This window comes from Hymenobacter citatus (assembly GCF_014333615.1).
Lineage (GTDB): Bacteria > Bacteroidota > Bacteroidia > Cytophagales > Hymenobacteraceae > Hymenobacter > Hymenobacter citatus.
The window spans coordinates 165886-180507 of sequence record NZ_JACSCY010000006.1 but is presented as its reverse complement, the minus strand read 5'-3'; the positions used below and the strand labels follow the sequence as shown (position 1 = coordinate 180507).

14 protein-coding genes are annotated in these 14622 nt (G+C 58.5%); 3 read left to right on the top strand and 11 right to left on the bottom strand.

The window, feature by feature from the left end:
* Positions 1-70 precede the first annotated feature (70 nt).
* Positions 71-1492 carry an amidohydrolase family protein gene (locus H8B15_RS10350; RefSeq protein WP_187319609.1) on the top strand — a complete coding sequence of 474 codons (1422 nt, stop codon included), beginning with the start codon at positions 71-73 and terminating at the stop codon, positions 1490-1492.
* A 162-nt stretch (positions 1493-1654) separates the two neighbouring features.
* Here the strand turns inward: H8B15_RS10350 and H8B15_RS10345 are convergent, their stop codons facing one another.
* The 6 genes from H8B15_RS10345 to H8B15_RS10320 form a co-directional block, all read right to left on the bottom strand.
* A complete protein-coding gene (locus H8B15_RS10345) occupies positions 1655-2032 on the bottom strand; it encodes a DUF423 domain-containing protein (protein WP_187319608.1) in 378 nt (125 codons plus the stop codon).
* A gap of 193 nt (positions 2033-2225) precedes the next feature.
* Positions 2226-2894 (bottom strand): YggS family pyridoxal phosphate-dependent enzyme, encoded by a 669-nt coding sequence (locus H8B15_RS10340; protein WP_187319607.1) that lies wholly within the window; start codon positions 2892-2894, stop codon positions 2226-2228.
* A 47-nt stretch (positions 2895-2941) separates the two neighbouring features.
* Positions 2942-3994, bottom strand: a complete 1053-nt coding sequence (locus H8B15_RS10335) for a vWA domain-containing protein (protein ID WP_246455383.1) — start codon at positions 3992-3994, stop codon at positions 2942-2944.
* Between the two features lie 126 nt (positions 3995-4120).
* The gene (locus tag H8B15_RS10330) at positions 4121-5356 is read right to left on the bottom strand and encodes a hypothetical protein (RefSeq protein WP_187319606.1); all 1236 of its coding nucleotides are present in this window, start codon (positions 5354-5356) and stop codon (positions 4121-4123) included.
* 262 nt (positions 5357-5618) lie between these two features.
* Entirely contained in the window at positions 5619-6830 is a 1212-nt protein-coding gene (locus H8B15_RS10325) for a glycoside hydrolase family 76 protein (RefSeq protein WP_187319605.1), read from the bottom strand.
* Positions 6831-7096: 266 nt separating this feature from the next.
* Positions 7097-8215 carry an acyltransferase family protein gene (locus H8B15_RS10320; RefSeq protein ID WP_187319604.1) on the bottom strand — a complete coding sequence of 373 codons (1119 nt, stop codon included), beginning with the start codon at positions 8213-8215 and terminating at the stop codon, positions 7097-7099.
* A 293-nt stretch (positions 8216-8508) separates the two neighbouring features.
* Here H8B15_RS10320 and H8B15_RS10315 point away from each other — a divergent pair, with 293 nt between their 5' ends.
* Entirely contained in the window at positions 8509-9306 is a 798-nt protein-coding gene (locus H8B15_RS10315) for an alpha/beta hydrolase (RefSeq protein WP_343069149.1), read from the top strand.
* A 53-nt stretch (positions 9307-9359) separates the two neighbouring features.
* Here the strand turns inward: H8B15_RS10315 and H8B15_RS10310 are convergent, their stop codons facing one another.
* Together H8B15_RS10310 and H8B15_RS10305 are read right to left on the bottom strand one after the other, a co-directional pair.
* Positions 9360-10307 carry a hypothetical protein gene (locus tag H8B15_RS10310; protein ID WP_187319603.1) on the bottom strand — a complete coding sequence of 316 codons (948 nt, stop codon included), beginning with the start codon at positions 10305-10307 and terminating at the stop codon, positions 9360-9362.
* Positions 10300-11202 carry a DUF58 domain-containing protein gene (locus tag H8B15_RS10305; RefSeq protein ID WP_187319602.1) on the bottom strand — a complete coding sequence of 301 codons (903 nt, stop codon included), beginning with the start codon at positions 11200-11202 and terminating at the stop codon, positions 10300-10302. The genes H8B15_RS10310 and H8B15_RS10305 overlap by 8 nt, the downstream gene beginning before the upstream one ends.
* 37 nt (positions 11203-11239) lie before the next feature.
* Between H8B15_RS10305 and H8B15_RS10300 the strand changes: the two genes are divergently transcribed.
* Complete coding sequence (locus H8B15_RS10300) at positions 11240-11617, top strand: DUF4296 domain-containing protein (protein ID WP_187319601.1); 378 nt, start codon at positions 11240-11242, stop codon at positions 11615-11617.
* A 204-nt stretch (positions 11618-11821) separates the two neighbouring features.
* On the opposite strand, the gene H8B15_RS10295 is transcribed toward H8B15_RS10300, so the two are convergent.
* The 3 genes from H8B15_RS10295 to H8B15_RS10285 form a co-directional block, all read right to left on the bottom strand.
* Positions 11822-12172, bottom strand: coding sequence for a tRNA-binding protein (locus H8B15_RS10295; protein ID WP_187319600.1), 351 nt, complete (start codon positions 12170-12172; stop codon positions 11822-11824).
* A 148-nt stretch (positions 12173-12320) separates the two neighbouring features.
* Complete coding sequence (locus H8B15_RS10290) at positions 12321-12887, bottom strand: DUF922 domain-containing protein (RefSeq protein ID WP_187319599.1); 567 nt, start codon at positions 12885-12887, stop codon at positions 12321-12323.
* Positions 12888-13164: 277 nt separating this feature from the next.
* On the bottom strand, positions 13165-14556 hold the full coding sequence (locus H8B15_RS10285) for an MATE family efflux transporter (protein WP_187319598.1): 1392 nt from the start codon (positions 14554-14556) through the stop codon (positions 13165-13167).
* Positions 14557-14622: the final 66 nt, after the last annotated feature.

The following is a 14622-nucleotide window of genomic DNA, read 5'->3' as shown; positions in this document are numbered from 1 at the left end:
CAATACCACAGTCGGCAAAAGCCTATCGAACGTTGCCATTCGCTATCTTCCCCACCTAAATCTTCGCGCTATGCTTGCACGCCTTCTACTTTTTTCGGCCATTGTCTTCGCCGCGTCGGCCCACGCGCAAACTACGTTCACGCCGCAAGTGCAGGAGTACATCAAGGTGAAAGCCAGTGTAGTAGCTATTACCGACGTGAAGCTCATCGACGGCACCGGTCGGCCGGCGCAGGCGCACCAAACAGTGGTGTTCCAGGCGGGCCGCATCACGCAGGTAGGCAAAGCCGGGAAAGTGAAAGTGCCGAAGGAAGCCGAAATCATCAGCGGCGCGGGCAAAACCTTGCTGCCGGGCCTAGTGATGCTGCACGAGCACCTGTATTATACCATGCCGGCGGGTAGTTTCTTCAACATTGCCGAGATGCCCTACTCGTTTCCGCGCCTGTACTTGGCTGGAGGCGCTACTACCATCCGCACGGCCGGCAGCGTGGAGCCGCAAACCGATTTGGCCATTCAGCGCCTGATTGGCGAGGGCAAGCTCATTGGGCCGAGTATCGACGTGACGGCGCCCTACATTGAGGAGCCCGGCATGGATATTCCGGCCCTGAATACGGTGCACGGCCCCGAGGACGCGGCCCGCACCGCCACCTACTGGGCCGACCGGGGCTGCACGTCATTCAAGATGTACATGCACGCCACCCGCGCCGACCTGGCCGCCGTGGTAGGGGTAGCGCACCCACACCACCTCAAAATAACGGGCCACCTGTGCGCCATCACCTACCGCGAAGCCGCCGAGCTGGGCATCGACAACCTGGAGCACGGCTTCATGGCCAGCTCCGACTTCGAGCCCAACCACCAACCCGACGTGTGCGACTACCCTACCTCACACCGCGGCTTGCAAAACCTGCCCGAGAACAGCCCCGAAATGAAGGCGCTTATTCAATTTCTGATCAGCAAGAAGGTGGCCCTCACATCAACCCTACCCGTATTTGAGCCCTACACGGGCCGCGAGGTGGTGCTGGGTGGCGGCCTGGAAGCGCTGATTCCACAGCTCCAGGAGCGCGAGCAAACCACCTGGCAGCGCAACCAGGGCCGCGACTCAGCCAGCGCCGCGCTGTTCAAAAAGGAAATGGCCTGGGAAAAGATGTTCTACGACGCCGGCGGCCTGCTGGTGGCCGGCACTGACCCCACCGGCGCCGGTCGCACGGTGGCCGGCTACGCTAACCGCCGCCAAGTGGAGCTGCTAGTCGAAGCTGGTTTTACGCCGGCGCAGGCCATCAAAATTTCAACTCTAAACGGTGCCACCTACCTCGGCCGGGCTGCCCAAATCGGCTCTGTAGAAGTAGGCAAGCAAGCCGATCTGGTGCTGGTGGCCGGCGACGTGGAGCAGGACATCCGCCAGGTTCGTAACACGGAACTCGTGTTCAAGCAAGGAGTAGGATTCGACTCAAAGAAGCTCTTTGAATCCGTGAAAGGCAAAGTAGGGCTGAACTGAGTTATTGAAGCTATTTAGAAAGTCAAAAGACCGTCATGCTGAGCTTGTCGAAGCATCTCTACCGCTTTGTTAGGTAGTATCCCATGTCAGCACGCGAGATGCTTCGACAAGCTCAGCATGACGGTCTACAATGCTTCAGTCAATGGAATATATAATTCCTGCCTACAGCTGCCGGGCAGCCAGCAGCAGCGTAATCCAGCCGGCAATGAACAGCAGGCCACCCAGCGGCGTAACGGCGCCCAGCCACTTAATGCCCGTGAAGCACAGCACGTACAACGACCCGCTGAAAATCAGGATGCCGCCCAGCCACAGCCCGGCCGTGGTGCCCAGCAGGCGCAGCTCGGGGCGTGCGTACAGTAGCACGCCTACTGCCAACAGGCTGAGCGTGTGATAGAACTGGTAGCGCACGGCGGTTTCAAACGTATCGAAGCGGCCGGTGGCTTCTAGCATCGCACGCAAGCCGTGCGCGCCAAAGGCGCCAATGCCCACGCCCAGGGCACCGAGCAGGGCGGCAAGTTGTAGAATAAGTCGGGCAGTCATGGAAATGGTGAAATAGTGAGTGGTGAAATGGTGAGTGGTTAGAGCGTCATTCTGAGCTTGTCGAAGAATCTCGCGTGCTTCGCCAGAACGTCATTTCGACCAGCGGGAGAAATCTCGCTTGATGGTAATATCTATCCGATGTCAGCACGCGAGATTTCTCCCGCTGGTCGAAATGACGTTCTGTAGGGGCATCCTACCCCCGCGCCCCGAAAATAGCGCTGCCTACCCGCACCAGCGTGCTACCCTCTTCAATAGCCAAGGGGTAGTCGGCACTCATGCCCATGGAAATTTCCCGGAAATAGTCAGCCTCAGCGAAGAAGCGGTTGCGTAGCTCCTCGAAGTAGCCGCGCAGCGTCTGGAACTCGCGGCGCAATTGGGCGGTGTCATTGGTGAAGGTAGCCACGCCCATCACGCCCGTGAGGCGCACGTGGCGGAACTGCTGAAATTCCTCCGATTGCAGGATTTCTTCGGCTTCCGCGAAGCTGAGGCCGGTTTTGGTTTCCTCATCAGCAATGTGGAATTGCAGGAGCCCGTTGATTACCCGGTCGTGCTGGGCGGCGCGCTTCTCTATTTCCAGCAGCAGCTTCAGACTGTCGATGCTCTGGATGGTGTGCACGAAGGGCGCCAGCTGCTTCACCTTGTTGGTTTGCAGGTGCCCGATGAGGTGCCATTCGATATCGGCGGGTAGCTCGGGCTGCTTGGCTACCATCTCCTGCACCTTGTTTTCGCCAAACAGCCGCGCGCCGGCGTCGTAGGCTTCTTGCAGCTTCGCTACCAGGTGAGTTTTGGTGACGACTACCAGCCGGGCGGCGGTGCCGCGCAGCTCAGTTTCTATGTGCTGAATGTTCTCGGCAATGCTCATGCCGCAAAGGTAGGCACTGCCGCGGTGGGGTGTGTGGAAGGGTAGCCTTAATCCTCCAGCGCGTTCGTCAGAAACGTATTTTTCAGCCCCAACCAGACCAGCCAAAACAACACGCACCAGCCCAGGTACACGCGGTAATAGTCCTTAGTGTTGCGGAAGCGCGTCTGCTTGATTTCGGATTTCTCGTACTGGTTGATGCGCCGGAACACCTGGCGCAGGGCAGCGTTGTCGGTGGCGCGGAAGAACTGGCCGTCGCCGGCCTGGGCAATCTGGCGCATGGTGGTTTCGTCGAGGCGGGTTTCCACGTAGCGGGTGCGGCCCGCGGGATCGGTGCCGAAGGGCACGGTGCCGTCGCGGCCCAGGCCGATAGTATAGATTTTCAGGCCGTAGGCGTGGGCCAACTGGGCCGCTGTGAGCGGGTCGAGGCTGCCGGCAGTGTTCTCGCCATCGGAGAGCAGAATGCAGACTTTGGTGCGGCTGCGCGAGGCCCGCAGGCGGTTGGTGGCCACGCCCAGCGCCGAGCCAATGGCCGTGCCATCGTTGGCAATCATGCCCAGGCGCAGGTTGTGCAGCTCGTCGCGCAGCAGGTCGTAGTCGGTGGTGAGCGGGGCCAGGGAGTAGGCGTCGCCGGCAAACACCACCAGCCCTACCCGGTCGCCGGCGCGGCTGTCCACAAACTCGCGGGCCAGGCGCTTGGCGGCTTCCAGACGGTTGGGGCGCAGGTCGCCCAGCTCCATCGAGCCCGACACGTCCAGCACTAGCAGTAGGTCAATGCCTTCTCCTGTTTGCACCACGCGCTCGTCGGTGCGCTGGGGGCGGGCCAGGGCTACCAGGCCAAACATCAGGCTGAGGGCCAGCACCACATCGGGCACAAACCGCAACAGCGCCGACCAGTCCTGCCGCACCCTACCCCCCACAAAGGCCACCCCCAGCCGGGCCCGGCGGCGGTAGGCCAGTGCCCAGCGCCCCACAAACAGCAGCGGCACCACCGGCAGCAACAACAGCAAGCGCGGCTCCTGCCAGCTGTAACCCGTGAGCGTGGAGTAGCGCAGGGCGTCCAGGAAAGGGGCCAGCAGGCGGTGCCAGAGCTGTTCAAGCATAGAGTAAAAAGCAGAGTAAACGGCAAAAGACTCCCGGGCGTGCAGGATACGACTGTATCCCTTCCGCCACGGAAGTCTTCCAAAGATACTACTCTATCGGTGGCTGCCTGGGCAAGCCGTGAGCCGTTAATGCGCAGCGCTACTCTCGAAGCCGGCTACTGTGAGGCGCACCGGCCGGGCCGATACTTTGTGCTTGGTCACGCTGCTGAAGTCAGTGAGTTTCACCTGATGCACCTCGCCCAGCGTCGGCATGGCAATGTAAGCGTAGCGCTCCGTAGCTTCCAGCACCGGCTTATACGTGTCGGCAGCGGGGGTAGCGGCAACGGCCTGGCCTTCCTTTTTCAAGGTGCCGGTGGCGAGGTCGTACACGCGCAGCTTTCCGTCCAGGGTAAGAATCAATAGGTTCTTGCCTGCCTGGTCTACCTTACACTGTATAGCATCTGCACCAGTGTAGATGGGCGTGATTCGGTCAGTGCCCAGGTCGATGAGGTAAGCTCCCTTGGTTGCTACATAGCCGATGAATTTGTTGGCCCCCTCAGCGTAATAGATGCTGGCCAGACGGAAGGCACCAAAATCAGCAGGGTTAGCAATCAGGCGCTGCTCACCCGACTGCTTCACTACCAGTACGCTGCCCGAAGTATTAGCAGCCGTGGTAAAACAGCCAAATACGGCGTTCTGCCCATCGGTGGCGTTGCCGTGGATGCTGCCAGTCGTCAGCGTGGAGGCGTGCACCAGGCTGCCCGTGCTACTCACCACGCGCACGCTGGTAGGGCTGGCGCCAGAGGTAGGGGCAACCGTCACGGCGTAGTTGCCATTGTCGAACTGGGCCATGGCACCGTGGTGCGGCAGCAGCCCGGCATTGATGGTCTTGAATTTGGCGCCCGGCGTATGAAAATCGGCGTCGTTGCCAGCGCTGAGGGTGCCGTCGCCGTCGTTGAAAATCAGCGACTCAGTGTTTTTGCTCTTGAAGTGGGTAGGCTTCGGGCTAGTGGCCGTGATGGCAGCCCACTTTGGCGTGCCTTTCACATCCACATGGTCTACGTGCGACTCCAGGCCCGTATCGAATACCTCTACCAGATTTTGGTTTTGATACAGCACTGTTGCAAATCGACCCGAGGCTGTGGTGTATAGATTAGCCAGCGGAAACTTCGTGTCGAAAGACGCTACCGAGGCGTCAGATGGGGTAATCTGGGTGAGCTTGGTGGCTTGCTCGTCGCTTACCAGTATCCGCACGTAACGGTACTCTTGTTCAGATGCAGCTGTATCTGGCAGTGTTTCAGAATCGTTGTCATCACACGAAGACAGCGTTGCCGTGGCGAGCAAAGCCAGTAAAAAAGCAGAGGTGGAAAGGTTGAATTTCATAGAAGTAAACTGCGCTACGTGAAGTTTTAGTGAAACAATGATGCAATATTAAAGCAGTTATTGGTTTATATGCAACAATGCTTCATTAAAACTTCACGCAGCGCAGTTTCTCATCAGGTGTGTCTGATAGCAATTGATGCCAGAGATAATAGATTGTTGCTCTCTGCGCTATCACCCTACCGTGAAAACGAGAAAGCCCCTCATTGGAGGGGCTTTCTGTTTCTTTTGACTACATATAGTATCTAATTTTCTATCTGTTAGGCTAGCGAAAGCGATAGAGATTAAGCATCATGGACACGCCGCCATTCGTGCGCCACGAGTTCAGATTATCCGTGTCGGAGGTGCGCGTGCTCCACAAATTCCACATGATGCCGTTTGAGTTGCGGATCGACCACGCCTGGCTAGCATTTAGGTCCAGCCACGGACCGTACGTGGAGGCGGTGCCGGTGTCTTTCACGAAAATGCAGGCCCACCGCGCAAAGATGGACTTACCTCCCTGGATGTCCAGTACGGCGTCTTCGTCCTGCAAAATACCGCCGGGCGACTTGGACAAGCTGGTGCGGGCGTAGTCCACGGCTTTCAGGCCCATGGCCCGGTAGTCGGGGCTGCTGTAGTAGGGGCGCAGCTCATTGGCCGCTCCAATGAAGGTGCCCTGCGTATACAGCAAGGCGCCTTCCGTAATCTGGCCGGCTTTGTTCACTGCCCCCTTCACTTCGCCGGTGGCGGACACATACATCTGCGGCACCAGCCAATCCATAATCATCTTGGCTTTGTTGCGGTAGCTCACGTCGCCGGTGGCCTTGTAGAGCCGCATGGCGCAAATCACGGCCGGCGCATTCACGCAGGTATTTTTGGAAAGCTTGTCGGTTTTCCACCACAAGCCCCCGCCCAATGTGGTGTCCCAGCCGCGGGCCCACACCAGGTCAAAGTTCTGCCGGGCCATATCCAGCATGCCCCCGTCGTTCCAGATCTCGTAGGCGCGGATGCACATCAAGGAGCCCCAGATGATGTCGTCGTTGAACTCGTTGCTGCTCCACAGCAGGCCGTGGGCATCGCGCATGCCGTTGTAGAGATATTGAATTTTGTTCTTGTACTCAGTGGTAGGGTTGACGTTGTAGGCGTCGATGACGGTTTCGATGGCCTCGGCCTGGGTCCAGAAGTCCATGCGCCGGGTCTTGGCCAGATCAAACCAGTAGTTGGCCTTGAAGCTAGGGCCGTATGTGCCGTACTGGTTGTAGTACTTGTTGTCGTAGCTAGTCAGCGCCAGCAGCGCTTCGCTTTTGGGCACAACGGCCAGCGCGCTGACTTGGGTAGGGGCCACTCCGCCCGTCGCGTCACTGTCGATAAAAACCTCCTCTTGACAGCCCGAAAGCAGGCTCAGCAGTACGGCTGGCAGAATACTCCGGCGCAGGGTGTGCCGTAGGCTAGAAGGCACGGAGGCCTGGGGGTGGTACGTAACGTGGTTCGTTTGCATAGGATGTGGAGTATGGGTAGGAAGGTAGTCCTAGTGACGAGCGGCTTCGTGACCTGGTGGCCGGGGTAGGCCATCTATCCAACGCGCTACAAAGTGTGCGCTGCGGTACGATACCGGAGAAGGTACAGGTTTTTTGCTGCCTACGAAACTAGTTCTAAGCAAAAAAGCAGTTCAAGCTCCTCACTACGAGTACTGTAGAATAAGAACAGATAGCGGTAAGTGGCTGATGCCAGCGCCGTGGCTGCCTATATTTTGATATTCCGACCCTACACAAGTTTTCTCCGTAACCACTTGCGAACCGGCTCATCGTACCATTTCAAGGCAGCATACGCCAGCACGATTCCGCCTAGTAAAATAAGTAGCGCATAGGGCCACGCCTGCGCGAGCGTGGTACCTGGATGGTTGCTGATCCAAGCAACATAAAAATAGACCAGCGGGTAGTGCACCAGGTAAAGCGGGTAGGATAGGTCGCCCAAAAATCTGCATAGGCTGCTCTCGCGGTGCGTTTGCTCCGCGCTACTGGCACCCAGGTAAACGATGAGCGGGAAAAGAAGAAGAATGCATACCGATTCATAAAGTCCGTTCAGCCACAGATGCGCCGCGCCGCCCAGGCGCGGCATGTACAGCAGGATAGCCAGTAGCAGGCTGCACCAGAAAAAGGCGTTGCGTATGCGCCCCGTGGGTTTGGCTACCCGAGAAAGCAACAGGCCAGCACTGAAAGGGAACATCGTGCGGGTGAGTCCAATGCGGACCTGCTCCACATTCAGCGTCCAGCCGCCACTAACGTCGCCGTTGGTGATGGCCAAATGAGCCAGGGCAATAGCCGAGAGGCCAACCAGAATGCATAAAGCGGTGTTGGAAAACTTCCGGATCCAGAGGGCATACAAGAGGTTTGCTATGTATTCGAAGAACAACGACCAGCCCACGCTATTCAAAGGGTGCATCTCTTGCCAGCCCCGTATATCCAGCGACAGCGGCACGGGTAGGATGGTATACCCAATGAGCAGCACCAACAGCATCTTCCAGACGGGAACCGTATGAATGAGTGGCCAGATGGTAGAATCCGTGAAATAGAAGCCGATGGCGCCGAGGGTCACTCCCAGCACTACCATGGGTTGGAGGCGTGCGATCCGGCGCTTTAGGAAACCGCTCACGCTCATCTTGTACCAACGGTCATCATAGGCGTAGCCAATCACGAAGCCAGATAACAGGAAGAAGAAGTCGACCGCCAAATAGCCGTGATTGACCAGAATATCCAGATGCCCAGTTCCTAGTGGCTCGGTCAGATGAAAGGTAACCACGATGATGGCCGCAACTCCGCGCAGACCGTCTAAGACGGGGTAGTGGGGTGGGGCGGCTAGCTCCTTGTTGTGTGTTATTGGCATCAGATCGGCTATACAGGCGAGAAGATAAATCTTTCGCAAAGTATACAAACCGAGCAAAGGCGCAGTAGGGGTAGGCCTCTCTGCACTGGGCGTGTAGTTTGGTACGACGTGTACCTGCACGAGCGGGGAAGAGCTAGCAGCAACCACCGATTCTTCCCGTGCCTAGAATACAAGGGATAAGCGCGGGGCCTAGGCTCATTCGCGTACCTTCGCGGCTCCTTCCGGTATCTTATACTATTCTCTTTCTTGTGAAAGCTAGTCGTCTCTTTGTACTCTGCGCCTTGTTGCTCTTTGTGAGCTGTTACCCAGCGGCGCACGCCCAAACAACGTCCACGCCCCTGACCATCGGGCAAACCTTCACGCTGCCGTCGGAGGCGCTGCACGAAACGCGCCGCATCAACGTGTATGTGCCACCGGGTTATACCGATTCAGCCGCCATCCGGCTGCCCGTGCTGTATATGCCCGATGGCGGGCAGAAAGAAGACTTCCTGCATGTGGCTGGTTTGGTGCAGGTGCTCACGGGCAACGGAACCATGCGCCCGTTTATATTGGTCGGAATTGAAAATACCCAACGCCGGCGCGACCTGACTGGCCCCACCAACAGCGAAGAAGATCGGAAGATTGCCCCACAGGTAGGCGGATCGGCCGCATTTCGGCTGTTTATTCGCACGGAGCTCATGCCCCTAATCCGGGAACGGTACCACACCGCTGCCGAAACGGCCATCATGGGGGAGTCGTTGGCGGGCCTGTTTGTGCTGGAAACACTGCTCTTGGAGCCAGAGCTTTTCGACACCTATATTGCCTTCGACCCTAGCCTGTGGTGGAACAAGGGCCAGTTGGTAGACCAGGCCAAGGCACTGCTAACGAGCTACAGCGGTCCGGCAAAAACGGTGTACGTTGCCTCCAGCAGCGATGATGCTCAGATTCCGGAATCGCGCCGGTTACCATCCGCGCTGAAAGCAGCGAAGCGCACTATCCGGTGGTACTACGAATCTATGCCCGAAGAAACGCACGCAACAATCTACCATCCAGCCGCGCTGCACGCGTTGCGTACTGTGTTCAAGCCTACTGCGCATACGGCTGGTAAATAATTAGTGCTGAGTATAATATCTAGGATAGCGCAGTTCTTAAGGGGCTATTTGAGCTACTGCCGTGCTGGATTCGCTGAGCGCTCATCGGCCTGATAGCGCACTTCTGCAAACTCGCGCAACAGCTCAAATACCAAGGCACTTTCGGTTTCTTCCTCCATGAGCTGGTTGCCGTAGATCATGCGGTCGGCCAGGTGCAGGGCCTGAGCCACGCGTGGGTCGTGGTGGTAGTGCGCTACTATCTCGCGGGTAGTCAGGCTGTTGATGCTGTTGTTTTCGAGGGTGCTGAGGTAGTTTTTCCAGAGTGTGATGGCGCGCTCCATATTGGTAAGGGAGCGCGACAGCTCAAACCGCTCCACGTGGCGGGCATACTGTGCCAGAAAATACGCGTGGTTTTTGCGCCGACGGTATCGTTGGTAGCGTCGGCGCAGGCGCTTGCGAAAGCCTAGTACCAGCCCCCCGGCCACAAGTGCCAACGCTGCGAAACCCGCCAGCCAGTACGGATAGTTGAAGCGCGCCTCTACAGGCAACGGCTGCACATTAGCGCGGAGGGTAGGGGTAGGAACACCGGGTTGTAAAGGAGCCGCCGTGCGCGTTAGGCGCACCGAGTCGGGGAGGGCGGGCACCGTGAGCGTATCGCGGCCGCGCAACACCAGCACAGGCAGGCGCAGGTGCTGCACGGGGTCCAGAGAAAAGGTGCGCAGCAGGTACACGGTGCGGTCGAGGCTGCGGCCCTGGCGGGTGCGGGTAGGTTGGTAGGAGCGCCGAATCAGCTCAAACGGCGCGAAACTGGCCGTCGAATCCGGGAAAATCACCTCCAGGTTGGGCGCGTGCCGGTAAGTCAGCTCGTAGCGAATGGGCTGGCCCACGCGCACAGTAGGCTGCACAAACCGTCCCCGCGGCAAAGAGTCGTTGCGGGGCCCGGCCTGCCCGTATGCAGTGCTAGCTAGCAGCCCCAAAAGCACCGCTAGTAGCTGCCCTACCCAAGCGCCACGCTTACCCACGGCCGCCCCGCTGGTTGCGCCTCCGAAACAAGCTCACCAGCTGCGGCACAAAGTCGGAGTCGGTAGCAATGGATAGAAACTCGGTGCGGTGGCGCCGGCAAATTTGTCCGATCTGCTCGCGGTTTTGCTCATACGTAGCCCGGTAACGAGCCCGAAACGCCGCCGAGGACGTGTTTGTCCACACCGTGCGGCCGGTTTCCTGGTCGAGTAGCGGAATGATGCCCAGGGGCGGAAACTCCCGCTCGCGCTGGTCCAGCAGCTGCACCACAATCAGGTCGTGCTTGCGGGCCAGCATGGTCAGCTCCCGCTCGTAGTTGGTGTCGATGAAATCCGAAATCAAGAGCACAATGCTGCGCCGCTTCAGCAGGCCCAGCGCCTGCTTGATGCCCTCGGCTACGTTGGTTTGACGCGAGCGGGGCTCCAAGTCAAACAACCGTTTAATGAGGGCGTAGGCGTGCCGAATACCCTTGCCCGGCGATAGAAACAACTCTTTTTGGTCCGAAAATGCGAAAATACCCAACTGCGCCTCTTGCCGGGCGGCGGCCAGCGCCAACAGACCACAGATGTCGCGGCCCACATCGAGCTTGCGCCTACCCTGGGCACCTACCTGCTGCGAGGCGCTGACATCGAGTAGCAATAAAACCGACTGTTCGCGTTCTTCCTTGTACGTCTTCACAAACGTGCCGTGGCCTTTGCTGGATACGGCCCAGTCGATGGCGCGCACTTCGTCGCCGTACTGGTAGAGGCGCACATCATCAAACTCCAACCCCGTTCCTTTGAACACCGAGCTGAAATCGCCTTGTAGCTGCGCATCGGCGGTCTTGAGAATACGTATCTCCATTTGCCGCAAACGGCGCACGAGTTGCTGGAAAGGCGTGGCTTCGGGCGTATTCATCACGGCTAAACTACAGGATCTGGCTAACTTTGCCCACGTGAAAACTCTTTTATCCTACGCCCTGCTGTCTTTGAGCCTGTTGCTGAGCAGTTGCGACCGGCCCGAAATGGCTGTGCCACCTGCCAATTTGCTCTCCAAAGAACAAATGCGCAGCATCCTCATCGACCTGCACATTTTGGAAGCGCGTATTGAGTCGGGACGCCTGAGCACCGATTCGGCGCGGGCGCTCTACAACGAGCAGCAGCGCTTGGTATTGCAGCAGCACCAAGTCTCAGATTCGACCTTTCAGCAGAGCTACCGCTACTACGCCATCCACGACAAAGACCTGGACGGTATCTACGGGGAGATTATTGATAGTCTGGCAGCACGCGAAAAGAAGCTGGAAGAAGCCAGCCAGAACAATCAAGCGAAATAGCACTGTGCTCGCCCGGCTATGCCGAGTGAAACCTACGCGCCAGCAGCTCTACTATGTGCGCCTGCCTACCGTATAGCTCGTGCAAGTGGCGCAGACGGCTCTAAGGAATAGTTACTTAGGTGTAGTGCTCATTTAGTATGGCCGAGCGAGTGCGCAAAGATGACAGGCGTCTTTTTCAGTCACCACTTCACACTCTCATCACTCTCAAATCAGGCGGCTGCCGTTAGGCACGGGGCTGGCTACTGAGGTCAGCACAATATGCCCAGCCGCATCGGGTGTGCCCGTCACGAGGACCTCGGAGCGAAACGGGCCGATTTGTTTGGGCGGGAAGTTGACTACGCACCACACCTGGCGGCCTAGGAGGTCGGAGGGCTGGTAGTGGTGCGTGATCTGGGCGCTGGATTGCTTCAGCCCGATTTCGGGTCCTAAGTCAACAAACAGCTGGTAAGCTGGCTTGCGCGCCTGCGGAAATTCGCGAACTTCTACAATAGTGCCCACGCGCAGATCGACGCGCAGGAATTCATCCCAGGAAAGTGGGGTAGGAGAGGGTGTCATAAGGGTAGTAATTTCAAAAGCCCGTCATTTCGACTAGCGAGAGAAATCTCGCGTGCTGACGAGAGATAGTATCTACCATCAGCACGCGAGATTTCTCTCGCTGGTCGAAATGACGGGCTTTTATCGAAAAATGCAACCCCAAAACAACTTACTGGGCCAGGGCAAACTGCTCTAGCTGCGCCAGCTTTTGCTGCACCTGAGTTTCCCAGAGCTGCTGTTGCTGCTTGTTCAGGCCGTGGTTGGTGGCCTGGTCGTAGCGGGCTTCTTCGCGCTGCCACTCCGCAAACACGGCTTTGGTCAGATTCTGAAACTTGGGTTGCAGGTGCTGGCAGTCGAACTGAGTCTGGCTCAGCTTCTGGCGCATGCGGCGGGCATATAGCTCTGTGATGTCGAAGTGTAGCTGCTCGTGGCGCAGCAGGTCGGGGCTGGCCGTGGTAGCCTCCCGCACCCACGATTCGGTGGGCATGAATACAGCCTGCACCTGCGAGGAAAACACGAAATCCTTGCAGCCTACCTGCACATCGATATTACCTGATGTAAGCGCAGCTAAGCGGTCGGCAGGGGTAGGCTTGCTCTTGAAATCGGCCCAGGTGAGCTTGCGTTGTGCCGACCAGGCAATAACGACCGGCTTAGGCGGCGTGGTTTGGGTAGGCGCGGGAGCAGAAGAAAAACGGCCCAGCAGCAGGGCAGGCAATAAAAACGATAGGAAGGACATGGCAAATAGAAATACTACTTCCGTGCCAACGCTGAAAGGGAGTTTTTTAGTTGCGAGATGGTGAAGTGGTGAGATGGTGAGATGGTGAATATGGCTGTCATCCTGAGCATTCCGCGCATCAAGCGGCGACGAAGGACCTTATGCCGGTAGAACGAGTCGTTGTTATGCCCATCGTTCAATTGTGATTAGGTCCTTCGTCGCCGCTTGATGCGCGGAATGCTCAGGATGACAGCCATATTCACAACTTCACAACTTCACCATTTCACCATCTCACCACTCAATGCGCCATCACAATGCGCTCGGGGTTCACGGCTGCCGGTGTTTGGGCGCTGTGCTGCCGGAAGCGCCACAGCAGCACGCCCGCCACTAGCGTGAGGCCGGTGAGTAGCCCTATCCACACGCCGGTGGCGCCCCAGCCCAGCCCAAAGCCCAGGCCGTAACCCACGGGCAGCGCTATAGCCCAGTAGGCCAGCAAGGCCACCACGGAGGGCGCTTTTACGTCTTCCAGGCCGCGCAAGGCGCCTAGCCCTACCACCTGCAAGCCATCGGATACCTGAAACAGCGCGGCAATGAGCAGCAGCCCGGCGGCTTGTTCCACTACCAGTGGCGTGTCGTTGTAGAGGTAGGGGATGAAACCGCGGCCCACTACCAGTACCAGGTCCATTGTGCCCATGAACACGAAGGTGAGCCAATACGCCGTGAAACCCGCCTGCCGGGCGCTAGGGCCGTCGCCCAGACCATAAAAATTGCCTACCCGGATGGTGGCCGCTGCCGCAATGCCACTAGCGGCCATGTAAGTGACGGACGCTACATTGATGGCAATCTGATGCGCGGCCAGCGGCGTAGCGCCCAGCCAGCCGATCATGATGGCTGAGAAGCTGAAGGCACCCATCTCAAACATCATCTGCACGCCAATGGGTGCGCCCAGGCCCAGCAACCGGCGTAGCGTAACGGCATCGGGGAGGAGTTGGGCGCTGGCGGCCTCGCGGTAGGGTTGCAGGCGGGCTGCCCGTAGCACATAGGCTCCCATGAGCATGGCCATCAATACGCGCGCCATGAGGGTGGCCCAGGCCGAGCCCATCATGCCCATCGGCGCTGCCCCAAAATGGCCAAAAATCAGCACGTAGCACAAAAAGGCGTTGACTACATTGGCTATGATGGACAAGTACATAGCCTGGCGGGTGAGGCCCAGGCCCTCGGCAAACTGCTTGAACGCCTGAAACAGCATCAGCGGCACGTAGGATACAAACAGCACCTGAATCCAGGGCCGAGCCAGGGCCTCTACAGCGGCCGGCTGGTGCAGGTAGCGCAGCAGCGGCGTCAGGGCAAAGCCCAGCAAGGCCAGCACCAGGCCCGCCGCCAAGCATAGCCACACACCGTTCACCAGCAGCCTGCCCAACGCGGGCACATCGCGGCGGCCGTTGGCGGCGGCTACCAGCGGCGTGATGCCCAACGACACGCCCAGGCCCAGCACCAACCCAACGGTGCTCGTGCTCACACCCAGCGAAATAGCCGCCAACGACGTGGCCGCCAGCGCGGGCGGCTCAATATGGCCCACCATCACGCTGTCGCAGACGTTGACGAGCACGTGGCCCAACTGGCTCAGCACCACTGGGTAGGCCAGCAACAGAGTGGGTTTGATATGTGGACGAAGCGCGGCGAAAGACATGGCAAACAGATGAATGGGCCGGCAAAGGTAACGGAATGCGAAGCGACTGGGTAGCGTAACCCCACC

Bases quoted from the DNA above. Each gene is read 5' to 3' on its own strand.
- H8B15_RS10350 (WP_187319609.1), top strand. From the start codon at position 71: ATGCTTGCACGCCTTCTACTTTTTTCGGCCATTGTCTTCGCCGCGTCG.
- H8B15_RS10345 (WP_187319608.1), bottom strand. From the start codon at position 2,032: ATGACTGCCCGACTTATTCTACAACTTGCCGCCCTGCTCGGTGCCCTG.
- H8B15_RS10340 (WP_187319607.1), bottom strand. From the start codon at position 2,894: ATGAGCATTGCCGAGAACATTCAGCACATAGAAACTGAGCTGCGCGGC.
- H8B15_RS10335 (WP_246455383.1), bottom strand. From the start codon at position 3,994: ATGCTTGAACAGCTCTGGCACCGCCTGCTGGCCCCTTTCCTGGACGCC.
- H8B15_RS10330 (WP_187319606.1), bottom strand. From the start codon at position 5,356: ATGAAATTCAACCTTTCCACCTCTGCTTTTTTACTGGCTTTGCTCGCC.
- H8B15_RS10325 (WP_187319605.1), bottom strand. From the start codon at position 6,830: ATGCAAACGAACCACGTTACGTACCACCCCCAGGCCTCCGTGCCTTCT.
- H8B15_RS10320 (WP_187319604.1), bottom strand. From the start codon at position 8,215: ATGCCAATAACACACAACAAGGAGCTAGCCGCCCCACCCCACTACCCC.
- H8B15_RS10305 (WP_187319602.1), bottom strand. From the start codon at position 11,202: ATGAATACGCCCGAAGCCACGCCTTTCCAGCAACTCGTGCGCCGTTTG.
- H8B15_RS10295 (WP_187319600.1), bottom strand. From the start codon at position 12,172: ATGACACCCTCTCCTACCCCACTTTCCTGGGATGAATTCCTGCGCGTC.
- H8B15_RS10290 (WP_187319599.1), bottom strand. From the start codon at position 12,887: ATGTCCTTCCTATCGTTTTTATTGCCTGCCCTGCTGCTGGGCCGTTTT.
- H8B15_RS10285 (WP_187319598.1), bottom strand. From the start codon at position 14,556: ATGTCTTTCGCCGCGCTTCGTCCACATATCAAACCCACTCTGTTGCTG.